General features: G+C 65.8%; 23 protein-coding genes. 15 read left to right on the top strand and 8 right to left on the bottom strand.

Annotated features, from left to right (window positions below; translation table 11 throughout):
- Positions 1-38: 38 nt before the first annotated feature.
- The gene (locus ACP7AX_RS11935; protein ID WP_426226641.1) at positions 39-179 is read right to left on the bottom strand and encodes a hypothetical protein; all 141 of its coding nucleotides are present in this window, start codon (positions 177-179) and stop codon (positions 39-41) included.
- Positions 180-557: 378 nt separating this feature from the next.
- Here ACP7AX_RS11935 and ACP7AX_RS11930 point away from each other — a divergent pair, with 378 nt between their 5' ends.
- Positions 558-1,022, top strand: coding sequence for a MarR family winged helix-turn-helix transcriptional regulator (locus tag ACP7AX_RS11930; RefSeq protein WP_426226640.1), 465 nt, complete (start codon positions 558-560; stop codon positions 1,020-1,022).
- A gap of 108 nt (positions 1,023-1,130) precedes the next feature.
- Entirely contained in the window at positions 1,131-2,591 is a 1,461-nt protein-coding gene (locus ACP7AX_RS11925; protein ID WP_426226639.1) for an MFS transporter, read from the top strand.
- Positions 2,592-2,688: 97 nt separating this feature from the next.
- On the opposite strand, the gene ACP7AX_RS11920 is transcribed toward ACP7AX_RS11925, so the two are convergent.
- The gene (locus tag ACP7AX_RS11920; protein ID WP_426226638.1) at positions 2,689-3,981 is read right to left on the bottom strand and encodes an MFS transporter; all 1,293 of its coding nucleotides are present in this window, start codon (positions 3,979-3,981) and stop codon (positions 2,689-2,691) included.
- A 25-nt stretch (positions 3,982-4,006) separates the two neighbouring features.
- Positions 4,007-5,230, bottom strand: a complete 1,224-nt coding sequence (locus ACP7AX_RS11915) for a M20 metallopeptidase family protein (protein ID WP_426226637.1) — start codon at positions 5,228-5,230, stop codon at positions 4,007-4,009.
- 98 nt (positions 5,231-5,328) lie between these two features.
- Between ACP7AX_RS11915 and ACP7AX_RS11910 the strand changes: the two genes are divergently transcribed.
- Both ACP7AX_RS11910 and ACP7AX_RS11905 read left to right on the top strand, forming a co-directional pair.
- A complete protein-coding gene (locus tag ACP7AX_RS11910; RefSeq protein ID WP_426226636.1) occupies positions 5,329-6,414 on the top strand; it encodes an Lrp/AsnC family transcriptional regulator in 1,086 nt (361 codons plus the stop codon).
- A 98-nt stretch (positions 6,415-6,512) separates the two neighbouring features.
- Complete coding sequence (locus tag ACP7AX_RS11905; protein ID WP_426226635.1) at positions 6,513-7,109, top strand: DUF1992 domain-containing protein; 597 nt, start codon at positions 6,513-6,515, stop codon at positions 7,107-7,109.
- Positions 7,110-7,228: 119 nt separating this feature from the next.
- Here the strand turns inward: ACP7AX_RS11905 and ACP7AX_RS11900 are convergent, their stop codons facing one another.
- Positions 7,229-9,646, bottom strand: a complete 2,418-nt coding sequence (locus tag ACP7AX_RS11900; RefSeq protein WP_426226634.1) for a transglycosylase domain-containing protein — start codon at positions 9,644-9,646, stop codon at positions 7,229-7,231.
- A 218-nt stretch (positions 9,647-9,864) separates the two neighbouring features.
- On the opposite strand from ACP7AX_RS11900, the gene ACP7AX_RS11895 reads away from it, so the two are divergent.
- From ACP7AX_RS11895 to ACP7AX_RS11865, 7 genes are all read left to right on the top strand, one after another.
- Complete coding sequence (locus tag ACP7AX_RS11895; RefSeq protein WP_426226633.1) at positions 9,865-10,488, top strand: PadR family transcriptional regulator; 624 nt, start codon at positions 9,865-9,867, stop codon at positions 10,486-10,488.
- 104 nt (positions 10,489-10,592) lie between these two features.
- Positions 10,593-10,991: a hypothetical protein gene (locus tag ACP7AX_RS11890; protein ID WP_426226632.1), complete on the top strand. Its 399-nt coding sequence runs from the start codon at positions 10,593-10,595 to the stop codon at positions 10,989-10,991.
- A gap of 75 nt (positions 10,992-11,066) precedes the next feature.
- On the top strand, positions 11,067-14,777 hold the full coding sequence (locus ACP7AX_RS11885) for a nitrate reductase subunit alpha (RefSeq protein WP_426226631.1): 3,711 nt from the start codon (positions 11,067-11,069) through the stop codon (positions 14,775-14,777).
- Positions 14,777-16,489, top strand: a complete 1,713-nt coding sequence (gene narH, locus ACP7AX_RS11880; protein ID WP_131684375.1) for a nitrate reductase subunit beta — start codon at positions 14,777-14,779, stop codon at positions 16,487-16,489. Before ACP7AX_RS11885 ends, narH begins: the two co-directional genes overlap by 1 nt.
- On the top strand, positions 16,486-17,106 hold the full coding sequence (gene narJ / locus ACP7AX_RS11875; protein ID WP_426226630.1) for a nitrate reductase molybdenum cofactor assembly chaperone: 621 nt from the start codon (positions 16,486-16,488) through the stop codon (positions 17,104-17,106). The genes narH and narJ overlap by 4 nt, the downstream gene beginning before the upstream one ends.
- 2 nt (positions 17,107-17,108) lie before the next feature.
- Positions 17,109-17,960 carry a respiratory nitrate reductase subunit gamma gene (gene narI / locus ACP7AX_RS11870; RefSeq protein WP_426226629.1) on the top strand — a complete coding sequence of 284 codons (852 nt, stop codon included), beginning with the start codon at positions 17,109-17,111 and terminating at the stop codon, positions 17,958-17,960.
- Between the two features lie 65 nt (positions 17,961-18,025).
- Positions 18,026-19,267 (top strand): MFS transporter, encoded by a 1,242-nt coding sequence (locus ACP7AX_RS11865; protein WP_426226628.1) that lies wholly within the window; start codon positions 18,026-18,028, stop codon positions 19,265-19,267.
- A 12-nt stretch (positions 19,268-19,279) separates the two neighbouring features.
- Here ACP7AX_RS11865 and ACP7AX_RS11860 read toward each other — a convergent pair whose 3' ends face one another.
- The 3 genes from ACP7AX_RS11860 to lhgO are packed head-to-tail and all read right to left on the bottom strand — an operon-like array spanning position 19,280 to position 21,239.
- A complete protein-coding gene (locus ACP7AX_RS11860) occupies positions 19,280-19,606 on the bottom strand; it encodes a DUF202 domain-containing protein (RefSeq protein WP_131684379.1) in 327 nt (108 codons plus the stop codon).
- A gap of 3 nt (positions 19,607-19,609) precedes the next feature.
- Complete coding sequence (locus ACP7AX_RS11855; protein ID WP_131684380.1) at positions 19,610-20,014, bottom strand: DUF202 domain-containing protein; 405 nt, start codon at positions 20,012-20,014, stop codon at positions 19,610-19,612.
- A gap of 22 nt (positions 20,015-20,036) precedes the next feature.
- Complete coding sequence (gene lhgO / locus ACP7AX_RS11850) at positions 20,037-21,239, bottom strand: L-2-hydroxyglutarate oxidase (protein WP_426226627.1); 1,203 nt, start codon at positions 21,237-21,239, stop codon at positions 20,037-20,039.
- 100 nt (positions 21,240-21,339) lie between these two features.
- Here lhgO and ACP7AX_RS11845 point away from each other — a divergent pair, with 100 nt between their 5' ends.
- From ACP7AX_RS11845 to ACP7AX_RS11830, 4 genes are all read left to right on the top strand, one after another.
- Positions 21,340-22,371 (top strand): LLM class flavin-dependent oxidoreductase, encoded by a 1,032-nt coding sequence (locus ACP7AX_RS11845; protein WP_426226626.1) that lies wholly within the window; start codon positions 21,340-21,342, stop codon positions 22,369-22,371.
- Between the two features lie 120 nt (positions 22,372-22,491).
- Positions 22,492-22,695, top strand: coding sequence for a hypothetical protein (locus tag ACP7AX_RS11840; protein ID WP_131684383.1), 204 nt, complete (start codon positions 22,492-22,494; stop codon positions 22,693-22,695).
- Positions 22,696-22,858: 163 nt separating this feature from the next.
- On the top strand, positions 22,859-23,956 hold the full coding sequence (locus ACP7AX_RS11835; RefSeq protein ID WP_131684384.1) for a 2Fe-2S iron-sulfur cluster-binding protein: 1,098 nt from the start codon (positions 22,859-22,861) through the stop codon (positions 23,954-23,956).
- 14 nt (positions 23,957-23,970) lie between these two features.
- Positions 23,971-25,140 (top strand): fatty acid desaturase family protein, encoded by a 1,170-nt coding sequence (locus ACP7AX_RS11830; protein WP_426226625.1) that lies wholly within the window; start codon positions 23,971-23,973, stop codon positions 25,138-25,140.
- Between the two features lie 99 nt (positions 25,141-25,239).
- Here ACP7AX_RS11830 and ACP7AX_RS11825 read toward each other — a convergent pair whose 3' ends face one another.
- A complete protein-coding gene (locus tag ACP7AX_RS11825; RefSeq protein WP_426226624.1) occupies positions 25,240-25,647 on the bottom strand; it encodes a DUF302 domain-containing protein in 408 nt (135 codons plus the stop codon).
- Positions 25,648-25,661 lie beyond the last annotated feature (14 nt).

The following is a 25,661-nucleotide window of genomic DNA, read 5'->3' as shown; positions in this document are numbered from 1 at the left end:
AGCCGGCCGGGAAATACCGGCGGGCGGCTTACCTGTTCTTAGTCCTTCGGCTGGTGGGCCGGTGTCTCGTGGTCATTGGGGTCAGGCTCTTCCTCAACGTGACCGTCGTGGACCCGTCGCAGGGAAGCGCCCTCAACATCCGCGGGGACGGGAGGATCCTTCTCGTCATCAGCTGTCATGGGACCAAGTGTAGTGTCGCGAGGCCTCGGGGAGGGGCCCCACAATTCTCGCTTCAGGCACCAGCACAAGTTCGCTCAGCTGTTGGATCGCGAGATCAGCCCGGCCGTCGAGCAGCGCCAATGCCGTGGGTCTGGCGTCAATTATGGTGGCCTTTGCCTTCACCTGTCCGGCGATCCCCAGGCCGGGGCGCTGCCAGGACGCCGGCCGAGACCAGATCCGCCAGTGAACCGGTGATGCCCGCCATGACATCCGGCCGGGCGCCTGACTCGATCCTCGTCAGCAGCCGGAAGGTGGGCTCATAGAATTTATGAAGCGAGGGCAATAGCCCACCCCTGGGTAGCGTCCTGCCCTTCCCGGCACGCCCCTATGCTGGGGGGATGAACTCTCCCGACCAGCAGCCCGACGCCGAAAAGTCCCGTGGCCTGGCCGTGGCCATCCTGAACATTTCCTTCGAAGTGCGCCGCAAATCCCACGAGGGCACCGGCGTCCTGCCGCTCTCCAGCGGGCTGCTGGACATCGTCAGGGTGGTGGAGAGGTACCCCGGTATCACGGTGGCTGATCTGGCCGCCCGCCTGGGCCGCCAGCTCAGCAACGTCAGCGCGCAACTCCGCGAACTCGTGGCCCTGGGGCTGGTCACGCGCACGCGCGACGCTTCGGACAAGCGCTATGTGGTGCTGCATCCCACGCCGGAGGCTATGCGGATCAGGACCGTTCTCGAAGGGGCTTGGGCCGAGGCGCTGGCATCGGCCGGTGACAGGCTGCTGCCGGGGGAGCGGGCCCAGCTTGCGGCCAGCCTGCCCGCACTGGAACGGCTGGCCGACATCCTCGCCGAACCCGAATAACCAAAAGCCCCGCCCCCAACCCAACCCAACCCGCGAGAGTGGAGGGTGGCGTTCACGAAAGTAGTTATACTTGTATAAGTATTACTACTTCAAGAAGGTTGGAAACGCGTGGCGACACAGTTGGCGAGTGCGGACTCGAAGCAGGAGATATCGGCAAAAGGCCGGTGGTGGGCACTGGTCTTCCTCGCCCTGGCCCAGTTCATGGTGGTGCTGGATGGCACCATCGTGAACCTGGCCCTGCCGCGCCTCCAAGTTGAAATGGGTATCAGCGACTCCACGCGGTCCTGGGTTGTCACGGCCTACGCCCTCACGTTCGGGGCTCTCCTCCTGCTCGGCGGGCGCATCGCGGATTTCTGGGGCCGCAAGCGCACCTTCGTCGTCGCGGCTGCTAGCTTCGCCGTGGCATCGCTGATCGGCGGCATCGCGCAGGAGGCCTGGGAACTGATCGGCGCACGCGCCCTCCAGGGTCTATTCGCCGCGCTCCTTGCCCCTGCGGCACTGGCACTGCTGACCGTTTCCTTCCCGGGCGGCAAGGACCGCGGCACGGCCTTCGCCATCTTCGGTTCCATCAGCGGCGTGGGTGCCGCGGCGGGCGTACTGCTGGGCGGCTTCCTCACCGACTACGTGTCCTGGCGCTGGTGCTTCTTCGTGAACGTACCCATCGCCATCCTCGCCATGGTTGGCGTCATGGCCAAGGTGCGCGAAAGCAAAGCTGAGGGCCCCTCCAAATACGACTGGCCCGGCGTCGTGCTCGCAGCGCTTGGCCTGGGCTCGCTGGTGTACGGCTTCACCAATGCCGAACACGGCTGGGATGCACCGGAGGCGTGGGGCTTCATCGCCGCCGGCGTGGTGATGATGGTGCTGTTCGTCGCGGTCGAAAAGCGGGTCCAGCACCCGCTTCTTCCACTGCGCGTGGCCACCGAACGCAACCGTGCAGCCGCGTTCCTGGCGTCATTCCTGGCCGGCGCCGTGCTGATCGGCGGCATCCTGCTCATCAACTACTACATCCAGATTGTGCTGGGCTTCGCGCCGTTCATCGCCGGGATCGCCTCCCTGCCCATGACCGTCGTCCTGATCGTGACTGCGGCTGTGGTGGCCAAGAACCTGCCCAAACTCGGCGCGAAGATCCCCACCGCCGTCGGGCCGGTCTTTATGGCTGCCGCCATGCTGTGGCTGACACAGGTCAGCGCTGACGGCACCTACGCCCTGAACATGCTGCCTGCGCTCATCCTGATGGGCGTGGGCCTGGGCATGGTGTTTGTGCCCATGCAGAACCTGGCGCTGTTCGGCATTGACGAGCACGACGCCGGCGTGGCCAGCGCGCTGGTGAACGCAACCCAGCAGATCGGCGGCTCCCTGGGCATCGCCCTCTTCAGCACCATTGCGGCCGCGGCCACCGCTGCCGCCGGCGGAAGCACCATGGCGGCGCTTTCCACCGGATACTCCGCGGTGTTTCTGTGGGCAGCCGGCGTGGCCATCCTGATCACGCCCCTGGCGCTCCTGCTGATCACCATCACCAAAAAGACATTCAGCGGCACCGACGAACACCAGCCCATCCACCTGGGCTGAGCCGCCCCTGCGGTGACGCACAAATGCAGAAAGACGCCGACGGCGGGGACCTCCCGCCGTCGGCGTCTTGCTGTTTAGCCCCGGGGCTGCCCGGGTGTCAGTGCGTCAGGTCCTTGCCCTTCGTCTCAGGGATGGTGAAGACAAACGCGATGCTGATGAACAGCAGGAGCACGGCATAGACGTTGAACAGGTTCGCCTGTCCGATCGAGCCGAGCCAGGCCTGCAGGTACGGTGCGGTGCCGCCGAAGGCCGCAACGCAGATGGAGTAGGGGATGCCGACTCCGACTGTGCGGATCTTGGTGGGGAACAGTTCCGCGTACACAGCCGGGACGATCGCGGCGCTTCCGGCGATGAAGAACAGCATCACGGACATGGTGACCGCGAGCTGCCACGGGGAATCCTTCAGCAGCCAGGTCATGGGGAAGTGGAACAGTGCTGCACCCGCGGCGCTCATGATCATGACGGGCTTGCGGCCGATCCGGTCCGAGAGCCGGCCCCAGAACGGGAGAGCGGCAATGAACAGGATATTGGCGATGACGCTGGCCCAGAGGGCTTCGCCGCGGTCCATCTTCAGCACTGATGCGGCGTAGCTTGGCGTCACGACGCCCCAGATGTAGTAGCTCACAGTCAGGCCGACGGTCAGGCCGATTACCTGCAGCGCCTGCTTGCGGTGCTTGTAGATCTGCGGCCACAGCGGATCGTGCTTTTCCTTGGGCGATTCTGCCTCGAACGCAGCGGTTTCCTTCATCCGGGCCCGCATAAAGAGAGCGTAGAGGCCCATGGCCCCGCCGATCAGGAAGGGAATGCGCCAGCCCCAGGCGTTCATGTCGCCCTTGCTGAGGACGTTGGACAGGACGGCTCCGAGTATGGTTCCTGCGAGGATGCCGACGGTGCCGGAGGTGTAGATGAGCGTTGCCCAGAAGCCGCGCTTTTCCTTGGGTGCCATTTCCGAGAGGTAGGTCTGCGACGACGGCAGCTCACCGCCATGGGCGAGGCCCTGGATCAGGCGTGCCACCAGCAGCAGGACCGAGGCAAAGGCTCCGACAGCCTCGAAGGTGGGCGCGATGCCGATCAGCAGGCTGCCCAGCGCAGCCAGCCCCACCGCGAAGGTCATCGATGTTTTGCGGCCAATCCGGTCCCCGATCCAGCCGAACACAAAGCCACCGAACGGGCGGGCCACGAAGCCGACGGCGAAGATGGCCAGGGTGGCCAGGAACGCCGACGCCGGGTCTTCCTTGCTGAACAGGGCGCTCGCGATGAAGGGCGAGAACGTTGCGTAGATGGCCCAGTCGTACCACTCAACGGCGTTGCCGATCCCGGTGCCGATGAGGGTGCGCATGTGGGACTTGTGGACCTGGACTTCGGCTGGGACGCCTGCTGTTGTGGTCATGATGTTCTCCAGTGGTGAAAGGAAATCAGTTGGCGGCCGAGGCCAGGGCTGCGATGCGGGAGACGGCCAGCTCTGTGTAGAGGGCTGTTCCGTCGGACAGGACGCCGTCGTCGAACAGGGCGTACGGGGAGTGGTTGAAAGCCGTGGTGGTGTGGTCGGCGCCCGGGGCCACGGCACTGAGGCCGATGAAGGTCCCGGGTACTTCGGCCAGAACCCTGGAGAAGTCCTCGGAGCCGCTGAGCGGGGTGGCCCAGCGGGAGAGGCGCGAGCTTCCAAAGAGGCCCTCGATTGTCTTCTCGGCGGTCCGTGTTTCATCCTCGTCATTGATGGTGGCTGGATACTCGTGGCGGTAGTCGACATCCACCTCCAGGCCGTGTGCCGCGGCGATGCCTTTGAGCAGCATGGGAACGGCGGCCATCATCCGCTCCCGGGCAGACTCCGAGAATGTGCGGACGGTGGCTTCGATGCGTGCAGATTCCGGGATGATGTTGCGCTTTGTGCCGGCCTGAAGGACGCCCACAGTCAGGACCACCGGATCGAACACGTTGAACTGGCGGGTGATCATGACCTGCAGGGCGGTGACCATTTCCGCGGCCGCAGTGACAGGATCCTTGGCCACATGCGGGGCGGAGCCGTGGCCGCCTGCGCCAAGGACGGTGACGGTCAGTGCATCCGAGGCGCTGAGCATCACACCAGATTTGGTAGCGAAGCGGCCGTGCGGCTCCAGGGCGGAAAACACGTGCATTCCGTAGGCGGCATCGGCCCGGCGTCCGGCCGCGTCCAGCACACCCTCGCGGATCATGTGTGATGCGCCGTCCCAGCCTTCCTCGCCCGGCTGGAACATCAGGACGACGTCGCCGGCCAGCTGGTCCCGGCGCTCGGCCAGGAGGGTAGCGGCTCCGGCCAGCATCGCGGTGTGGAGGTCATGGCCGCAGGCATGCATGGCGCCGTCGGTCTTCGATGAAAACACTGCGCCGGTGCGCTCCTGGACGGGCAGGCCGTCCATGTCCGCGCGGAGGAGGACAGTGGGCTTGGCCGCCGAAGCGTGCGGCGCGCTGCCGCGCAGGACCGCAGTAACCGACGTCGTGCTCTTGCCCAGGGCTATTTCGAACGGGAGGCCTTCGAGCGCCTTGAGAACCTTTTCCTGGGTCCGGGGCAGCTGGAGTCCGATCTCCGGATCCTGGTGCAGCTCGTGGCGCAGCCGGACAATATCGTCCTGCAGTTCCCTGGCGTCGGCGGTGATTGACATCTGCGCTCCCTCTGGACCGTGGGTCCGTTGATGGTCTGCTGTCCATTGTGGGGTGACCTGCTTCACAGCTCGTGAAGGTGCTGGAAAAAATCAAAAGTATGCTTAGAAACGCAGGAATCATTCACTGTCAGGAAGGCGGGACCGAAGTGATGCTCAGCGAAGACGACCTGGCCCTGATCAACGTGATGCAGGTTTCGCCGCGGATCAGCTGGGCGGACGCTGCGGAGGTGCTGGGGGTGCACGCCACCACGCTGGCGGCCCGCTGGGACAGGCTGAGATCGGCGGGTGCGGCCTGGACAACGGCGCATCTGATCGGCGACCCCAAACAGATGTGCCTGGCGCTGGTGGATGTGGACTGTGAGATGCGCCTACGCGCCGAGGTCACCGCCGGGCTTGCCGCCATCCCGGACGTGGTTACCGTTGAGGAGGCTGCCAGCAACAGGGACCTCATGCTGACGGTCATTTCGCCCACCCTGGAACAGTTCACGGATCACGTGCTGCCGCGGTTCAAGGAAATCCCGGGGTTGCTCAAGTACCGGACGTCGCTGGGAACCCGCCTGCATTCCGCCGGCCATACGTGGCGGCTCAACGCCCTGGACAACGCGCAGCAAAACGCCCTGCGGGCCCTTGTTGGCCAGGAAAGCGCCGGTTCGGCAGGGCCACGGACTGGGGCTCCCTTGCCGCCGAGCCATCTGGACCTGATTCCGTTCCTGGCGCGCGATGGGCGGGCCAGTGCCGCTGACATTGCCCGGAGCCTGGGCCGCAGTCCGGCCACCGTCCAGCGGCAGCTGAACCGGGTGGTTTCCAGCGGCCTGCTGACGTTCCGCTGTGACATTGCGCAGAACCTGTCCGGCTACCCGGTGAGCTGCCAGTGGTTCGCCAATGTGCCGCCGGGCCAGCATGAGGCTGCCGCCGCGGAGCTCCGCGGCCTGCGGACTGTCCGGCTCAATGCGTCCACCAGCGGGAGGACAAATTTCGTGATCCTGATGTGGCTGAAGTCCCTGGCCGATGTGATGACTGCTGAACTGGCCCTCCAGCAGCGCATTCCTGAGATCGAGCTCGTGGAAAGCGCCGTGATCCTGAGCAGGGCCAAGCGGATGGGCTGGATGCTGAACCCGGACTCGACCGCCACCGGGGAAGTGGTGGTAGCGGACACCGGGGTTCCGTCGCTGGCGCTTGGCTGAGTTAGCAGGCACCCGACGGCACCCCGTTGAAACCCGGAGTGTGGTTCTGAATACTGGAAGACAGGCTCGAATTCAGACTCGGAGGCGGTGGTTGGCAAATGGGAGGGGCAGGCGAGTTCAAGCGGCGCATGGAGCGGGCAGCGGAAATCCGCTCCTACCGGGGAGCCGGGATCAGCGCCGCGGAAGAGGCGGAGCTCGACGCCGCCGAGGAAAACGAGCGGCAGAAGCGCCGGAAAGTGGACGACGCCAAAAGGGCCGAGTACCTGATCCGCGACGCCATGGCGCAGGGCAAATTCGACAACCTCAAGTACGCCGGAAAACCCATCCCCGGCCTTGGGGAGGCCTTCGATCCTGACTGGTGGGTCAAAGGGCTGATCCAGCGGGAAAACATCAGCGGTCTCGGTCCCAAAGCCATCCTGCTCCGCACCGAGGACGCCGAACTTGACGCGCGCCTTGATGCCCAGTTCACCGAGAAGCAGGTCCGCGACATCCTCGCGGACTTCAATAACCGGGTGATCGACGCCCGTCGGCAGCTCCAGGGCGGCCCGCCGGTCATCACCAAGACCCGCGACGTCGAAGCCGAAGTGGCACTGTGGCAGGAACGCCGTGCTGCGGGGCGGAAGGCCGAGGCGCCGCAACCGGAACCGGAGACCCGGCGGAGGTGGTGGCAACGGGTGTGGCGCGGCACCGCTTAGGCGCGGCACCGCTTAGGCGCGGCACCACTTAGGTGAATCACTCACTTAGGCGAACCAGCACTTAGGCGTGCCATGACACAGGCGGGCGGACGACGGCGGACGCGTCCCGCCGTCGTACCTCACCGCCTGCCCGGCGGGGAGCCGTTCTGCGGCGGAATGCCTGGAATCTCCGGTGGTGACGGCGGCTCGGGCTCGGGTTCAGGCTCGGGCTCGGGCTCGGGAGCAGGTGGCTCAGGCGGCGGCGGAGGAGGAGGGGCCGGCGCCGGCGGAGGTTCCGGTGCAGGAGCAGGTGGGGGAACAGGGGCCGGCGCAGGCGCTGGGGCAGGCCTGGGCACGGGTGGACCAACGGACCTCGGCGCCGCCGGTGTGGGGGTTGGGCTCGGTGCCGACATGGACGGGGGCGGCGGCGGGAACGGGTTGGCCGGATACAGTTTCGCCACCTGCACCATGTAATTGGCCCACTGAGGCCCGGCAATCATGTAGCCGTCCAGCCGTGGATAGAACGTTCCGTTGATGGTGACGTTCTGGCCCGGGCGTTTCTGCCCTTCCAGGGCATCACCGAAGAATGAAGCCGTGGCCAGGCCCGAGGTGTACCCGGCCACCCAGGTGGCGCCGTTGTTGTTGGACGTGCCGGTCTTGGCGGCCACGGGCACCAAGGTGTGGACCTTGGGGTTGATCCAGACACCGGATCCCACCTTCATGACGTCCTGAAGGACCGCGTTGACCCCGCGCGCCACGTCCGGTTTCACGGCGTCACGGCACTCCGGGGCCTGCGCAGGAAGGGTCCCGCCGTTGACGTCCTTGACCTCCAGCAGGGCAATCGGTGTGCAGTAGCGGCCATCGTTGGCGAAGGTTGCAAAGGCATTGGCCAGATGCAGCGGAGCCACCCCGATAGCGCCCAGGAGGTTGCCCAGTTGGTGCATGTTGATCTGGGCGCCGTCCAGCCCGCTGTGCAGGCCCACGGCGTCCACCATCTTCTGGATGCCGCAGAAGTCCAGCTGTGCGGCCGAGGCGAAGGTGGCCGTGTTGATGGAGTTGTAGAGTCCGTAGTTCACCGGCATGGGCCGGTAGTAACCTTCATCGGCGTTCTGCAGGTCATCGGCGGCGCCCAGTTCCGGGTTGTTCTGCGCCGTGCTGTAGGCGCCCAGGACCTTCCCGCAGCTGGACCGCCACGGGAATCCCAGCGGGTAGACCCGGCGGGAGGCGTCCACCACGGCGGTCATCGATTTACCTTCGTTCAGCCACTCCGCAAAGGTGAACGGCTTCATGGTGGACCCGGGCTGGAATCCTCCCGCGCCGTTGAGATCATTGCCCTGCGGGTCCCTGGCATCCACATTGAAGTTCAGCTGGGTATCGAATTTCCCCTCCTCAGGGAGGAACACGGTGTTCTGTGCCATCGCCAGGATCCGGCCGGTTCCGGGCTGCACTGTCACCAGCGCGGCAGCCCACTTGTCAGGATTCGCTCCCGCGGTGCCGTCAACCTGTGCCTGCGCCGCACCCTGCAGCCGGCTGTCCAGCGTGGTCTTGATGGTCAGGCCGCCGCGGTAGAGGAGGCGTTCCCGGTCGATCAGGCTGCTCCCGAAGGCCGGGTTATTCAGGATGAGGTGTGAGATGTAATCGCAGAAGTACGGTGCCATGGCCGCGTTGGCACAGCCCTGCCTTGCCGGGTTGAGTTTGAGCTCAATGGGCGTCGCCACGGCCTCATCGTGCTGGGCCTGGGTGATGTTGCGCAGGGCGAGCATTTCCCCGAGGACCTGGTTCCGGCGGGCCATCGATTTCTCCGGGTTGACGGCCGGGTTATAGAAGCTGGGGCTGTTCACCAGTCCTGCCAGCAGGGCCGCCTGCGGCAACGTGAGGTCCTTGGCAGTTGAGCTAAAGAAGTACCGGGAGGCCGCCTCAATGCCGTAGGCGTCCCGGTTGAAGAAGACGATGTTCAGGTAGCCCTCAAGGATCTGGTCCTTGCTGAACTGTTTCTCCAACGCGATGGCCAGCTTCATTTCGCGGAGTTTGTCGCCCACGCTCTTCTGGCCGCTGAGAATCACCTCATCCGGACGGTCCTTGGACACGAAGGATTCGTTGATCACGTTGGTGACGTACTGCTGGGTGATGGTGGACGCACCCTGGCGCCCGCTGGTGGTCAGGTTGGAGATGGCCGCCCGGAGGATACCCTGCGGATCGATGCCGGCGTGCTCGTAGTAACGGCTGTCCTCGATGGCCACGATGGCATCGCGGACGTAGGGGGACATCTGGTCCAGCGGCACCTTTACACGGTTTTCCGCAAAGAACGTGGCGATGAGTTGGTCGTCCGAGGTCAGGACTTTCGTAGATTGCGACGGCGGCGCCACCGTGAGTTCCTCCGGCAGTTTGTCGAAGAAAGTGATGGAGTTGGTCACCCCGTACCCCACTGCCGCAACCGCCGGCGCAATCAGGGTGGCCGCCAATACGCCACATAGTGCGCTCGCAGTGAAGTACCCCAGCACCCTTCCCAGGGCCGCTGTCACGCGGTGGCCGCGCTTCCTCTTCGTTTTCTGCGCCATGTTCCAGCCCTTAGCTAGCGACGTGTGAACAGGATACGCCGCGGGACCTGCTTCCTCCAGATGCTGGATCAAGTGATGCCAAGCCGAGATTCTCCCGGGCAAATTACCGGTTTCCTCTTGTCGAACGATACTTACCGATATATCGTTAAGTATCGGTGAAGATGTCACCGACAGGATTCAGAAGGTTGAATCCGTCCCGTGTGAAAGGAAAATGCACCATGAAGGGCATTCACGACGAAAAGAATTTGGAACCTGAGTTCGGGCGCGGACGTTTCGGCCGCGGCCGGGGGCACCGCGGACCGCACGGTCACCGCGGCGGAGGCCTCGGTCCAGGCTTTGGACCCGGCGGCTTCGGCCCGGGGTTTGGTCCCGGAGGCGGCTTTGGTCCCGGCTTCGGACCAGGGCCGCGGCGGGCCAGCAGGGGCGATGTCAGGTGGGCGATCCTCTCGCTCCTGGCCGAAGCTCCGTCCAACGGGTATGGCCTGATCAAGACCATCGCGGAAAAGACCTCGGGGGCATGGCGGCCCAGTCCGGGCTCCATTTACCCAACGCTCCAGCAGTTGGTGGATGAGGAACTGATCGAACCGATCGGCGAGGGCCGGCGGACCGACTTCACCCTCACTGATGCCGGCACGGCGTACGTCGCCGAGCATGCCGAGCAGCTGGAGAACGCATGGAACACCGAGGCGGAGGGGTCCGGACCGGCGTTTCACCAGAGCGTCGGGAAGCTGATGGGCGTCCTGCATCAGTTCCGGACGGCCGCTACCGAAGAGCAGAGGGCCGCCGCAGTGGAGAAGCTGGACGAGACGCGCCGTGCGCTTTACCGGATACTGGCCGACTGAGCCTGGCGTTGCCGGACAGCCGCACTGTGGCCGGCAGGAGTCACCAGGGTGCTGATCCAGCAATGGACTCCTGACGGCACCCAACCACCGGTAGCATCTTGACCATGCCCACTGTGTTCGACATGGCAGGTCCCATCCTGGAAATGCTGACCTGGCTGACCCTGCCTGCGGGGCTTGCCCTGCTCTTTTACGCGGGCATCCTCCGGCGGTTTGTGCACCCGTGGACTGTTGCTGAGGCGGTGGTCTACGCGGACGCCAGCGGGACGGGCTTCCGCTGGTTTGACCGCAAGTTCCAGGTGCACCACGCGCCGATGTCTCCCCACGACATCAAGAACCTTGCCGTTGGCGATACCCTGCCCATTTACTACCACCCCAAGCGCCCCACCCAGTGGCAGACCGCAGCGCCCGAAACGGCGGGGCGCACCGCCGTCGTGCTTGGCCGTGTCCTCACGGGGATCGGTGCGGTGGCGCTGATCGCAGGCTTCTTCCTGCCGATGTTCTGACCGCCGATGTCCGTGCTTCCGGGTAGGGCCATCCGGCACTATCGCTGAGCAGGGCCCCTCCCTAGCGTGAGGCCCATGGCTGCTGGACCCAACGCGGGGTTAGACGGACCCGCCTCTGACGCAATGCTGAAGCTGGGCCGTTTTTTCACGAAATGGGACCAGACCGACGACGGCAGGGCGGTGTTCAGGGAAGGTGGCCGCAAAGGCGATATCTTCTACCGCGACCGCTGGAGCCATGACAAGGTGGTCCGGTCCACGCACGGAGTGAACTGCACCGGCTCCTGCTCCTGGAAGGTGTACGTCAAGGACGGCATCATCACCTGGGAATCCCAGCAGACGGATTACCCGTCGGTGGGCCCGGACAGTCCTGAATACGAACCACGGGGCTGTCCACGCGGGGCAGCCTTTTCCTGGTATACCTACTCACCCACCCGCGTCCGATTCCCCTACGCCCGCGGCGTCCTGGTGGAGATGTACCGCGAGGCGAAGGCCCGGCTGGGGGATCCGGTGCTCGCTTTCGCCGAGATCGCAGCGGACCCGGAGCGGCGGCGCCGCTACCAGCAGGCCCGCGGCAAAGGCGGACTGGTCCGTGTCTCGTGGCAGGAGGCGATCGAGATTGCTGCCGCCGCCCACGTGAACACCATCAAGACCTACGGGCCGGACCGCTGCGCAGGCTTCTCCCCGATCCCGGCAATGTCCATGGTTTCGCACGCCGTGGGCACCCGTTTCATCCAGCTGATCGGCGGGGTGATGACGTCCTTCTACGACTGGTATGCGGACCTGCCCGTTGCGAGCCCGCAGGTTTTCGGGGACCAGACCGACGTCCCGGAATCGGGGGACTGGTGGGATGCGCGCTATCTGATGATGTGGGGCTCCAACGTCCCCGTCACCCGGACCCCGGACGCGCACTGGATGGCCGAGGTCCGGTACCGCGGCACCAAGGTGGTCACGGTAAGCCCGGACTACGCGGACAACACCAAGTTCGCCGACGAATGGCTCCCCGCCCAGGCCGGCACCGACGCCGCGCTCGCCATGGCCATGGGCCACGTCATGCTCAAGGAATTCTTCGTCGACCGCGAGGTGCCGTTCTTCACCGACTACGTCCGCCAGTACACGGACCTGCCGTTCCTGGTCAGGCTGGTGAAGACCGACGACGGCGCGCTGACGCCGTCGAAATTCCTCACCGCGGTTGATCTCCCGGCAGAGTCCGGGGCTGAGGACGCGGCGTTCCGCACCGTGCTGTTCGACAAAAAATCGGGGCGTCCCGCTGTCCCGAACGGGTCCATGGGGTTCCGTTATTCGGGCAGCGGCGAGGGGAAGTGGAACCTGGACCTTGAGGGGATCGATCCCGCACTGTCCCTGCGGGAAGTATCCGGCCAGAGCGCGGAGATCCTGCTCCCGTGCTTCGAGCAGGCTGACGGCACCGGCAGTGTGCTCCGCCGTGGTGTGCCTGTCCTTGAGGTGGAGGGACAGTTGGTCACCACGGTTTTTGACCTGATGCTGGCCCAGTACGGCGTGGGCCGCGAGGGGCTGCCGGGGGAGTGGGCAGCCGGCTACGAGGACGCCGCCACGCCCTACACCCCGGCCTGGCAGGAGGAAATCACGTCCGTTCCCGCGCAGGCCTGCATCCGGGTGGCGCGCGAATTTGCCCGGAACGCCGAGCAGTCCAAGGGCCGGTCCATGATCATCATGGGCGCCGGCATCTGCCAGTGGTTCCACGGCGATACCACCTACCGGGCCGTGCTGGCGCTGGTGATGCTGACGGGCTGCATGGGCCGCAACGGAGGCGGTTGGGCGCATTACGTGGGGCAGGAAAAGACCAGGCCGGTCACCGGCTGGCTCTCGCTGGCCAATGCGCTGGACTGGTCACGGCCGCCGCGGACCATGATCGGCACCGGTTACTGGTACATGCACACGGACCAGTGGCGGCAGGACGGCTACTCCGCCGACGCCCTCAAATCCCCGCTCTCCACCGGCGCGCTTGACGGCCTGCACACCGCGGACGCGCTGGCACAGTCCGCGCGGCTGGGCTGGATGCCGTTCTATCCCCAGTTCGACCGCAACCCGCTGGACCTCGCAGATGAGGCGGAGGCCGCCGTCGCCGCCGGGACCGCCAAGGACACGCCAAGCTACATCGCGGACGCGCTCAAGAACCGCACCCTGAACCCGGCCATCGAGGACGTGGACGCCCCGGAGAACTGGCCGCGGACCCTGGTGCTCTGGCGCTCCAACCTGTTCGGGTCCTCCGCGAAAGGCAACGAGTACTTCCTCCGGAACCTCCTTGGCACCCACAACAACGTCCTGGGCAAGGACCATGCCGAGGGGCTCAAGCCAACCAATGTGAAGTGGCATGAGCAGGCGCCGGAAGGAAAGCTGGACCTGCTGGTCTCCGCCGACTTCCGGATGACGTCCACCACGCTGCTCTCCGACGTCGTGTTCCCCGCGGCCACCTGGTACGAGAAGCACGATCTGTCCTCCACCGACATGCACCCGTTTGTGCACGCCTTCAGCCCGGCGATCGACCCGCCGTGGGAGACCAAAACGGACTTCGACACCTTCCACCTGCTGGCTCGCGAATTCTCCCGACTCGCCAAAACCCATCTGGGCGTCAGACGGGACCTGGTCAGCGTGCCTCTGCAGCATGACACTCCGGGCCAGCTCGCCCAGCCCGGCGGTGTGGTGCGCGACTGGCGGGAGACGGACATCGCCGGCGTCCCCGGCCAGAACATGCCCATCTTTTCGGTGGTGGAGCGGGACTACACGGCCATCGCGGACAAACTCGCCGCCGTCGGACCGCTGGCAGACAAACTCGGCTTCACCGTCAAGAACGTCACCTACAAACTCGCCGGCCCGCTGGACCGGCTCAGCCGCTCCAACGGTGTGATGCTCGGCGGCGCAGCGGACGGACGGCCCGCGATGGACACCGACGCGAAAATGGCGGAGGCCATCCTGGCGTTCTCCGGGACCACCAACGGCGCGCTGTCCGTGCAGGGCTTCAAGGACCTGGAAGTCCGGACCGGCCGGAAACTCGCCGACCTGTCCGAAGGCTCCGAGGAAAAGTTCATCACCTTCGCCCAGACCCAGGCCGGCCCGGTCCCCGTCATCACGTCGCCGGAATGGTCAGGATCTGAGACAGGCGGCCGCCGCTACGCCCCGTTCACCATCAACATCGAACGGCTCAAGCCTTTCCACACCCTGACCGGCCGGATGCATTTCTTCCTCGACCACGACTGGATGACCGACATCGGCGAGGGGCTGCCGATCTACCGGCCGCCCCTGGACATGCACCGGCTCTTCGGCGAGCCCAAACTTGGCCGGGACGGGCAGCTGGAGGTGGTGGTCCGCTACCTGACGCCGCACTCCAAGTGGTCCATCCACTCCGAATACCAGGACAACCTGCTGATGCTTTCGCTCTCCCGCGGCGGGCCGACAGTCTGGATGAGCCCCGCCGACGCCGAGTCCATCAAGGTCAGGGACAACGACTGGGTGGAATGCCTGAACATCAACGGCGTCCTGGTGGCCCGGGCGATCGTCAGCCACCGGATGCCGGCGGGCATTGTCTACGTCCACCACGCCCAGGAACGCACCATTGACGTGCCGAAGTCCGAGGCCACCGGACGGCGCGGCGGCATCCACAACTCCGTGACCCGGCTACTGGTCAAACCCTCGCACCTGATCGGCGGCTATGCCCAACAGGCCTACGCGTTCAACTACCTTGGCCCCACCGGGAACCAGCGCGACATGGTTGCCACCGTCCGCCGTCGTTCCCAGGAGGTGCAGTACTGATGCGTGTTATGGCTCAAATGGGCATGGTCATGAATCTGGACAAATGCATCGGCTGCCACACCTGTTCGGTGACCTGCAAGCAGGCCTGGACCAACCGTGCCGGCACCGAATATGTCTGGTTCAACAACGTGGAAACCCGCCCCGGCCAGGGGTACCCGCGCCGCTACGAGGACCAGGAAAAGTGGCAGGGCGGCTGGGTGCTGAACAAGCGCGGCAAGCTGGTGCTGAAGGCCGGTGGCCGGGTGAAAAAGCTGTTCGGGATCTTCGCCAGCCCGGTCCAGCCTGAGCTCAAGGACTACTACGAGCCGTGGACCTACGATTACAAAACCCTCGTGGACGCCCCGCTGGGCGACGACTTCCCGGTGGCCCGGCCCAAGTCCCTGATCACCGGCGAGGACACCAAGATCACCTGGTCCGCGAACTGGGACGATGACCTGGGCGGTTCCACCGAGTACGGCCACCTGGACCCGATCGTGGAGAAGGTCAGGCGGGAATCCGAGGACAAGATCAAGTTCGCCTACGAGCAGACCTTCATGTTCTACCTGCCGCGGATCTGCGAACACTGCCTGAACCCGTCCTGCATGGCATCCTGCCCCTCCGGCGCCATCTACAAGCGGGTGGAGGACGGCATTGTGCTGGTGGACCAGGACAAATGCCGCGGCTGGCGGCAGTGCGTCACCGGCTGCCCTTACAAGAAGATCTACTTCAACCACAAGACCGGCAAGGCCGAGAAGTGCACGTTCTGCTACCCACGGGTGGAGGTGGGCCTGCCAACGGTCTGTTCGGAGACCTGCGTGGGCAGGCTTCGGTACCTGGGGCTGTTTCTGTACGACGCCGACGCCGTCACCGCGGCAGCCTCGGTCACCGACCCGCAGGAACTCTACGACGCCCAGATGGACGTGCTGCTGGATCCGAACGATCCGGAAGTCCAGGCCGAAGCCCGGGCCCAGAACATCCCCGAGGACTGGATCGACGCCGCCCAGCGTTCCCCGGTCTACGCCCTCGCCAAGGTCTACAAGGTGGCGCTGCCGCTGCACCCCGAATACCGGACCATGCCCATGGTCTGGTACGTGCCGCCGCTCTCACCGGTGGTGGATCTGCTCCGGGACCAGGGGCACGACGGCGAGGACCACGGCAACCTCTTCGGCGCCATCGACGCACTCCGGATCCCGGTGGAATACCTCGCGGAACTGTTCACCGCCGGGGATGCGGACAGGGTCACTGCCGTGCTGAAGAAGCTCGCGGCGATGCGCTCCTTCATGCGCGGCATCAGCCTCGGCAACGACCCCGACGACTCCATCCCGGAGGCGGTGGGGATGGACAGCCAGACCATGTACGAGATGTACCGCCTGATGGCCATCGCCAAATACGACGAACGCTACGTGATCCCCAAGGCCCACGTGGAACAGGCCCACGACCTCGAGGAAATGGGTTGCTCACTGGATTTCGACGGCGGGCCGGGCATGCAGGATTCCTCGCCCTTTGGTGAAGCCAGCGGCAGGCCCGTCCCGGTTGCGGTGGAGACGTTCAACGCGCTCAAGGACAGGCAGACCTCCGGCACGGCACCCGGCGAGACGTCCCTGCGCGGCAGGGTGAACCTGCTGAACTGGGACGGCACCGGGGCTCCGGCGGGGCTGTTTCCGGAAAAGACGCTCTTCCCGGACAAGGGGCCCGAACCGGGCACCCTGGCGGCGGCCGAGGACCAGCCGTGAGCCGCCGCCAACAGGTCCTCTACCTCGCCGCCGCCTGGTGCCTGTCCTACCCGGATGAAGAACTGATCGGCCGGGTCCCGCTGATGCGTGCTTCGCTGGCTGAGTTCCCGGGTGCAGTCCGTGACTTCGACGGCGTCCTGGACCTTCTCGAGTCTTCGGAACCAATGGACATTCAGGCCTATTACGTGCGCGAGTTCGATCTTGGCCGCCGCCACGCACTGCACCTGAGCTACTGGACGGACGGGGACACCCGGCGCCGCGGCGAAGTCCTGGGCAGCTTCAAAAAGACCTACCGGCAGAGCGACATCCTGGTGGACACCCACGGCGAACTGCCGGACTACCTGCCGATGGTCCTGGAGTACGCCGCCCTGGTGGACATGAAGGCCGGCCGTGAGCTCCTGATCCGGTACCGGGCGAGCCTTGAAATGCTCAGGTTCGGACTGCTCCGTGACGATCTTCCGCATGCCCGGATCCTGCAGGCCATCTGCGACACCCTGCCCGGGAAATCGCCGGCTGATGAACAGGCCGTCATGCGGATGGCCGGCTACGGCCCACCCACCGAAGCGGTGGGGCTGGACCCCTACGATCCGCGCCTGCTGCCCGTGAAGGGGGCCTGATAATGCTGACCTTCGAGACAGAGCCCGGCGCCGCCGTCGAACTTACCGCCTGGGACACCATCCTCTGGGGTGTCCTGCCGTACGTCATGGTGGTGGTGCTGGTGGGTGGCCTCATCTGGCGGTACAGATACGACCAGTTCGGCTGGACCACCAGGTCCTCGCAGCTTTACGAATCCCGGCTGCTGCGAATCGCCTCGCCGCTGTTCCACTTCGGCCTTCTGGCCGTGATCGCCGGGCACTTCTTCGGGCTGGTCATCCCCATGGCGTGGACTCAGGCCGTGGGAATGAGCCAGGACCTTTACCACTTCAACGCCCTGTTCGTGGGCGGGATTGCCGGGGTAGGCACTTTGGGCGGCATCCTCCTGCTGATCTACCGCCGCCGCACCACCGGGCCGGTCTTTATGGCCACCACGAAGAACGACAAGGCGATGTACGTGGTGCTGACCGCCGCCATCGTGTTCGGGCTCTGGACCACCCTGGCCAGCGTCTTTGAGGGCGAGCACGGACACAACTACCGCGAGACCGTGGCGCCCTGGTTCCGGTCCCTGTTCGTTTTCCAGCCGGACATCGCTGCAATGGCCGCAGCACCGTTCTCTTTCCACCTGCACACCCTGGTGGGCATGGCGCTGTTCGTTATCTGGCCGTTCACCCGGCTGGTCCATGCCTTCACCGCGCCGCTGCATTACCTGTTCCGGCCGTACATCGTTTACCGCTCCCGGGACCGGGACCAGGCGCGCGGGCGGGTGCCCACGCGGCGCAAAGAGGGAGCCTCCGCGGGCCGCACTACCGGTACAGCTGCGCGCCGCGGCTGGTCGGCCGTCGGCACGCGGGACAAAGACACGCGGAACCGCTGACCACCATGCCCGCGGACAGGGAGAACCCGGACGGGGAGAACCCGGACAGAGAAAAGAGGATTACCGTGGCCGGATCCGCCGCCGCAGCATCGTCTGCTCCAGCCCCTCCGGTACCTGCGGGCCGGACGCTGAATCTTGTACTCGCCACGTCAGCGTCAGTTGTGGGGTTCTGGGCCTGGAATTCGGTGGCGACGCTGGGTTCGTTTTACACGCAGAACCTCCAGCTCAACCCGGCTGCCACAGGCGTGCTGGTGGCCATGCCGGTGTTCGTCGGCTCGCTGGGCCGGATCGTCGTCGGCACCCTGACCGACAGGTACGGCGGCCGGGCGATGTTCACGTTCGTGCTGCTCGCCTCCATCCTGCCGATCCTGCTGGTGTCCGTTGGCGGTCTTCTGAACTCCTTCGCGCTGGTGCTGGCCGCCGGCCTGGTGCTCGGGGTCGCGGGGACCGTCTTCGCCGTCGGGATTCCCTTCGTCAGCGCCTGGTATGAGCCGTCCCGGCGCGGGTTCGCCACCGGCGTCTTCGGTGCAGGGATGGGCGGAACGGCGCTGGCCGCGTTCCTGAACCCCCGGCTGGTGGCATGGATCGGATACTTCCCCACGCACCTGCTGATCGCCGGAATCCTTGCCGGGATGGCGGCCCTGGTCTGGTTCCTGATGAAGGAATCGCCGGGCTGGACCCGCAGCAACGCCCCGGTTTTGCCCAAGCTCCTGGATGCCGCCAAAACACCCGTCACCTGGAAAATGTGCTTCCTCTACGCCGTGGTCTTCGGTGGCTTCGTTTCCTTCGCCACGTACCTGCCCACCTACCTGCGCGATGTCTACAGCTTCGATCCCAGCGGCGCCGGCGCACGCACTGCAGGCTTTGCACTTGCTGCCGTGCTGGCCCGGCCGCTGGGCGGTGTCCTGGCGGACAAATTCGGTTCCAAGCCCGTGGTGCTGGCGTCACTGACGGGGGTTGCCGTGCTCGCCTGGGTGGTCAACCTGCAGCCCGACGGCGAGGTCCCCGCCGGCCTGACGTTCGTGGCCATGGCGGCGGCGCTGGGGTTGGGCGCCGGAGGGGTGTTCGCCTGGGTGGGGGTGCTCGCGCCTCCCGGCAAGGTGGGCAGCATCAGCGGCGTGGTCAGCGCCGCGGGCGGCCTGGGCGGCTACTTCCCGCCGCTGGTGATGGGTGCCACGTACGACGCCGCCACCCACAGCTACTCCATCGGCCTGTTGCTCCTGGTTGCCACCGCTCTGGTGGCTTTGGTCTTCACCGCCGTGGTCCTGCGGGGTCCGTCGAAGACCGTCCACGTTGCCAAGGCATGACGCGGTGACGGCCTAACCGGCCAGCACCACAGCGATCCCCAGCGCCCCCAACGCAATTCCGGCAAAGGCGGTCCACAGCACTGCGGAGGTATCGGCGTCGGCCTTTTCCTCCCTGATTCCCCGTGCGCTGGCCCGGTACCGGCGCCGCTGCGTCAGGTAAATAGCGGCGGCAGCGCCGGCCGACACGGCAAAGAGGAACAGGATCGGCAGGCCGTGGTGGGGGAGCCAGCGCAGGAAAATGGCGCTGACGGTGACAAGGGCCAGCATGGTGCGGCCCCAGGCCAGCGTGGTCCGTTCCGGCTGGAGGCCGGGATCGCCGTGGGCGGCAGTGGTGGACACGTCTCAGCGCCAGAGGATGGACACGACCACGACGGCGGCGGCCAGTGCCCCCGCACCGGCCAGCAGCGGCACAATCAGCGGCAGCGGCAACGGCGTGCTGTTCCGCATGCTCCGCTCAACGCGGATCCAGCGCACCGCCGCTCCGCCGCTCAGCAGCATGCCGAGCAGAAGCAGCAGCACTGCCAGGACCTTGCGGACCGGCTCCGCAAACAGGTCCGAGGTGAAGGCTTCAATGGCGATGCCTCCCGCGAGGAGCGCCAGCGAGGTGCGGATCCAGGCGAGGAACGTGCGTTCGTTGGCGAGGGTGAAGCGCGGGTCCGGTTCCGTCCCGCCGGGCAGCAGCCGTTCGGCAAGTTTCCCGCGCGACGGCGGTGTGGGGCCTTCGGGCGGAGTCTGGTTGCTGGGCACGGGGCCAGCTTAGCCGCTGGGGCTACGCGGCCCGGTTCAGCGCAGCCTTGGCGGCCAGGTGTTCGCCGATGGGCAGGGCGGCGGTGGCGGCGGGGGAGGGCGCGTTCAGCACGTGGATCATCCGGTCCGTCTCCACCAGCAGGAAATCATGGATCAGGGTCCCGTCCCGGCGGACAGCTTGGGCGCGGATGCCTGCCTCGTAGGGGAGGAGGTCCGCTTTGGCCAGGCCCGGGGCGTACTTCTGGCACTCCTTCAGGTAGCTGCCCTTGACCAGCGAGTTCCGGACTTCGCGGACCGCGGTGGCGGCGTGGGCGCGGGCCACCCGCCACAGACCCGGGAAGCGCACGTATTGCGCCACGTCCCGGACATTCACTGAGAATTTCGGGTAGCCCTCGCGGGAGAGGCCCAGCACTGCGTTGGGCCCCACGGTGATGGTGCCGGCCACGGTGGGGGTGAGGTGGACGCCCAGGAAGGGGAGGGCAGGATCGGGCACGGGATAGATCAGGTGCCTGACGTAATCGGACTTGGCCACGGGCAGCTCGAAGTATTCGCCCCGGAACGGGATGATCTGGACATCGATGTCCAACCCAGCCAGCTGGGCCAACCGGTCCGACTGCAGGCCTGCACAGACCACCAGCCGGCCGCAGCTGTAGGTTTCCTCGGCAGTGCCCACCTCAACGCGGTCCGAATGCTCGGCAATGGCTGCGACCCTGGCCCCGGTGATGACTTCACCGCCGGCGGCCGTCACAAGCTCCGCTAGTTTTTCCGCCACCGCCGCGTAGTCCACAATTCCGGTGCTGGGGATGAACAGGGCTCCCAGCCCGGCGATGTTGGGTTCACGGCGGCGCAGTTCGGCCTGGTCCAGCCGCTCGCAGTCCAGGCCGTGAATGGCCGCCCGGTCCTCCAAAGCTGCCAGCCGCTCCGATTCCAGCGCGGTGGTGGCCACCAGCAGCTTCCCGGGTTCCCGGTACGGCAGGCCGTGCTCCCGGCAGAAGGCCTTGGTCTGCTCCGCACCAGCTTTGCTGAACCGCGCTTTCAGGCTGCCCGGGGCGTAGTAGATGCCTGAATGAATGACGCCGCTGTTGTGTCCGGTCTGGTGCGAGGCCAGCCTGTCGGCGGCTTCGAGCAGGACCAGGGAGGCGCCCGGATCCTTCTGCAGCAGCTGATAGGCCGTGGCCAGTCCCACAATGCCGCCGCCAACCACGCAGTAATCCGAGTGCTTCATCCTCAGATTCTCCTGTACGGCTGTGGGCTGGGCCAGCTTTTCAACATTCCGGTCAGGGGTGCTCGGGAATGCGGGCAGCCCCGAAGAGGTTGGCCCTGACATGCAACGCATCGGATTTCTTTCGTTCGGCCATTGGGGGCCCGGCCAGGGTTCCCGCACCAGGACTGCCGGGGAGGCCCTGCTGCAGGGCATCGAACTGGCTGTCGCGGCCGAGGAAATCGGCATCGACGGCGCCTTCTTCCGGGTGCATCACTTCGCTCGCCAGCAGGCCTCCCCGTTCCCGCTCCTGGCAGCCATCGCAGCGCGGACCAGCCGGATCGAACTCGGTACCGGCGTCATCGACATGCGCTACGAGAACCCTCTGTACATGGCGGAGGAGGCTGCCGCGACTGATCTGATCAGCGGGGGACGGCTGCAGCTGGGCATCAGCCGGGGGTCACCTGAGCCGGCACGCAACGGAGCCGCGGCATTCGGGTACATACCGGAGGAGGGGGAAACTGATGCGGACATGGCCCGCCGGCACACGGCCCAATTCCGGCAGGCCATCAGCGGCGCCGGCGTGGCCGAGGCCGAGCCGCGGTACGCCGGGGGCGGCCGCGGCCTCCTGCCGGTCCAGCCGCAGTCGCCGGGCCTTGCAGAAAGGATCTGGTGGGGCGCCGGAAGCCGGAACACCGCTGTGTGGGCGGCCGGACTGGGGATGAACCTGATGAGTTCCACCCTGCTCACCGAGGACACCGGCGTGCCCTTTGATCAGCTTCAGGCAGAGCAGATCCAGCTCTTCCGCGAGGCGTGGACCGCGGCCGGGCATCCCCACCAGCCGCGGGTCTCGGTCAGCCGCAGCGTCCTGCCCATCGCAGACGAGGAAGACAGCCGCTATTTCGCCGGCAGCGCCCTGCGGGATGTCCGGGACCAAGTGGGGATCATCGACGGCGTGACAGCCCGCTTCGGCAAGAGCTACGTGGGCGAACCTGGTGCGCTGGCGGAGCAACTCGCAGCCGACGCCGCCGTGCAGGCTGCGGATACTTTGCTCCTCACCGTGCCCAACCAGCTTGGCGTCGATTTCAACGCAAAGATGCTCGGAAACATCGCCCGCCACATCGCGCCTGCCTTGGGCTGGGCGCCTGCCGGATAGGCCGGACAGGGATCCGCTTCGTCACGCTGAAAACTCCGCTGGGTGATCCGCGCCCGAGGGAATATTCTTAGAGGGCCGGGCGAATCGTTGCCGGGCGCCACCATGGCCAGAGAGGCACCCATGTCCGAGAAGCTCCACCTCGACCCTGAAGACGATTTCCCGGACGACCTCAGCAGCCTTCCCGACGGGGAGCTGCAGGTTCTGGACAGCCAGGTCCAGCGCCAGCTTGATTACGAGTACGTGAGGGAAGGTGAGCCGAACCCCGAGACTGAGTTCAGGCACCATGACCTGGACGCAGAATTCCACGAGCGGGACAACCGCTGAGATATCATCAGCATGCTTACTGTTTGGGTAAGGTAGGAACGAATCTTCAGTCACAGCCGTTAGGCTTGTAGCGGCTGGGGGTCAGTATGCCACTACTACACAGCGTGACTGCGGAACGGTCAGGAGAGAGAAATATGGCTCGCGCCGCTATAGGTTTAACTGCATGATCCGGCTACGCCAGCTGGCCCAGGCTGCCACGGTACTGACCACACCCCTTTCGCCCGAAGATATTCTGGCGCTCTTCAACCCTGTCTTCTCGGCGCGCCAGCTGCGCGGCGTGGTGACCCGCGTTGTCCAGGAGACGGCCCAGTCCGCCACCATCTTCTTCCGCCCCGGCCGCGGCTGGCACTCCCACCTGGCCGGCCAGTGGGCGCGCATCGGCGTCGAGCTTGACGGCGTCAGGCACTGGCGCTCGTATTCCCTGAGCGCCCCCGCCGGCACGGACCCTGCCATCACCGTTACGGACGTCGGGGCCGTGTCCGGGACGCTCGTCCGCACCACCAAGCCGGGCGATGTCCTCTTCCTTGCGCCTCCGCAGGGTGATTTCATCCTGCCTGAGCACCCCCGGCCCCTGCTGATGGTCACCGCGGGAAGCGGCATCACTCCGGTGATGTCCATGATCCGCACGCTTGTCCCGCGGCGCCCCGACGCCGACGTCGTCCTTGTCCATTCCGCACGGACACCCGGCGACAGCCTCTTCCGCGAGGAACTGGCCGAGCTGGCTGACCAGTTCCCGAACTTCCGGCTGGCCCACTGGTACACCGGCGAGCAGGGCCGCATGGACCTGACCAACACCGCCGAGCTGGACGTGATCTGCCCGGACTGGAAAGAACGGGCCGCCTACGCGTGCGGGCCGGACAGTTTCCTGGACGACGCCGAGGCGTTGTGGAAGCAGGCTTCCCTCACCGCCGGTGCCCCGGGGTCCGATGTTGCAGTCGCGGGCGATCCCGGAAACCTGATGATCGAACGGTTCAACACCGCCTTCGCCGGCGGTGTGGGGCACGACGGCGGCCTGGTCACCTTTGAAGCATCGGACCGGGAAGTCGAGGCCGACGGCGATACTCCGCTGCTCGACGTCGGTGAGGACAACGGGGTGCTGATGCCCAGCGGCTGCCGCATGGGCATCTGCCACAGTTGCCTCACACCGCTACTGGCCGGACAAGTCCGTGACCTTCGCACCAACGAGGTCCACGGCGAACCCGGCGAACTAATCCAAACGTGTGTCTCGGCAGCCGCCGGACCCGTCAACCTCGAAATCTGAGGAGCAATCACCGCATGTCAGTAGTTTCAGCAGCAAAAGCCACCTCCACCGGCACGTCAAGGACGCGCCCCGGGGCACTGGCAGAGTCCGGCAGTCCTTCGGTCCGCCCGCCCGCAGCAGCCCACCTGACCGACGAGCAGGTCGCGGAGATGGGCCGGGAGCTCGATGCCATCCGCGACGAGATCCTCGCCAAACGCGGTGCCACGGATGCCGCCTACATCCGGCGGGTCATCAAGGTCCAGCGCGGCCTGGAGATTTCGGGCCGGGCAGCGCTCCTGGTCAGCAAGAACAAGGCAGCGTGGGTCACCGGCACCACGCTCCTGAGCCTGGCCAAGATCCTCGAAAACATGGAAATCGGGCACAACGTACTCCATGGCCAGTGGGACTGGATGCGGGACCCGGACATCCACTCCACCACCTGGGAGTGGGACTTCGTCACGCCGTCGCGTTCGTGGCAGCACACCCACAATGACCTGCACCACCGCTGGACCAATGTGGTGGGCAAGGACAACGACGTCGGATACAACCTCCTGCGCATGGACGAGGCCCAGCCGTGGGTGCCCATGAACCTGGGCAACCCGCTCTACAACGCGATCCTTGCGCCCCTCTTCGAGTGGGGCATCGCCATCTACGACCTCGAGCTCACCGAGTTCAAGGAGGGCAAGAAGTCCAAGGAAGCCATGCTCAAGGACCTCAAGGCCCTGGGCAAGAAGGTTGTCACCCAGTTCACGAAGGACTACGCGGCCACCCCGGCAGTGGCCATGCTCACCGGCTCCGGCAAGCAGGCGCTCTACGGGACCCTCACCGCCAACGCCGTCCGCAACGTCTGGGCACACGCCGTCATCTTCTGCGGCCACTTCCCGGAAGGAACGGACACGTTCACCGAGGAAATGGTGGAAGGTGAAACGCGCGGTGACTGGTACGTCCGCCAGATGATCGGGTCCGCCAACATCTCCGGCTCCAAGTTCATGCACCTGATGACCGGTAACCTCTCACATCAGATCGAGCACCACCTCTTCCCGGACCTGCCCTCCAACCGGTACGCCGAAGTGGCTCCCCGGGTCCAGGAAATCTGCCAGCGGTACGGCCTGAAATACACCACTGGGCCCATCTGGAAGCAGGTTGGTTCCACCTGGGCAAAGGTCTTCAAGCTGGCGCTGCCGCCCAAGGCCGCGAAGGCCTGATCCAAAACAGCACAGCAACAAAAAGTGGAATGGCCGGGCGTAATGCCTGGCCATTCCACTTTTTTGTCGTTTAGGGATTACCAGCGAACCGCTTTTCAGTCAGCTGCTCAAGGCGGCGAGGGCTTTGCGCAGGCGGCTGCCGGCATCGTCAGCGACCTCTTTGACGGCATGCGACGCGCTGAGCTGGACCATGGTCTGCGGGTCGATGGCCTCAATAGTCGTGGTTGCCGCACCCTCGCTGCGGCGTACCACGACGTTGCAGGGCAGGAGGGCGCCGATCTCGGGCTCCGCAGCGAGTGCGCGGCTTGCCAGGGCCGGGTTGCATGCCCCAAGGATGACGTAGTCGCCGACGGCGTCAGCGGCTTCCGCCCCAAGCTTGGCATCGAAGGTGGAACGCACATCAATTTCGGTCAGGATTCCAAACCCCTGGGCTGATAGTGCGTCCCGGGTGCGGTCCAGGGCTTCGGCCCACGGAAGATCAATGGTCGTGCTGAGTGTGTACGTCATGGTTCTCCTTGGGC

It is taken from the genome of Pseudarthrobacter sp. DSP2-3-2b1, assembly GCF_049895945.1.
In the GTDB taxonomy this organism is placed as follows: domain Bacteria; phylum Actinomycetota; class Actinomycetes; order Actinomycetales; family Micrococcaceae; genus Arthrobacter.
The sequence above is the reverse complement of the archived record's forward strand: the minus strand, read 5'-3'. Positions and strand labels throughout refer to the sequence as shown.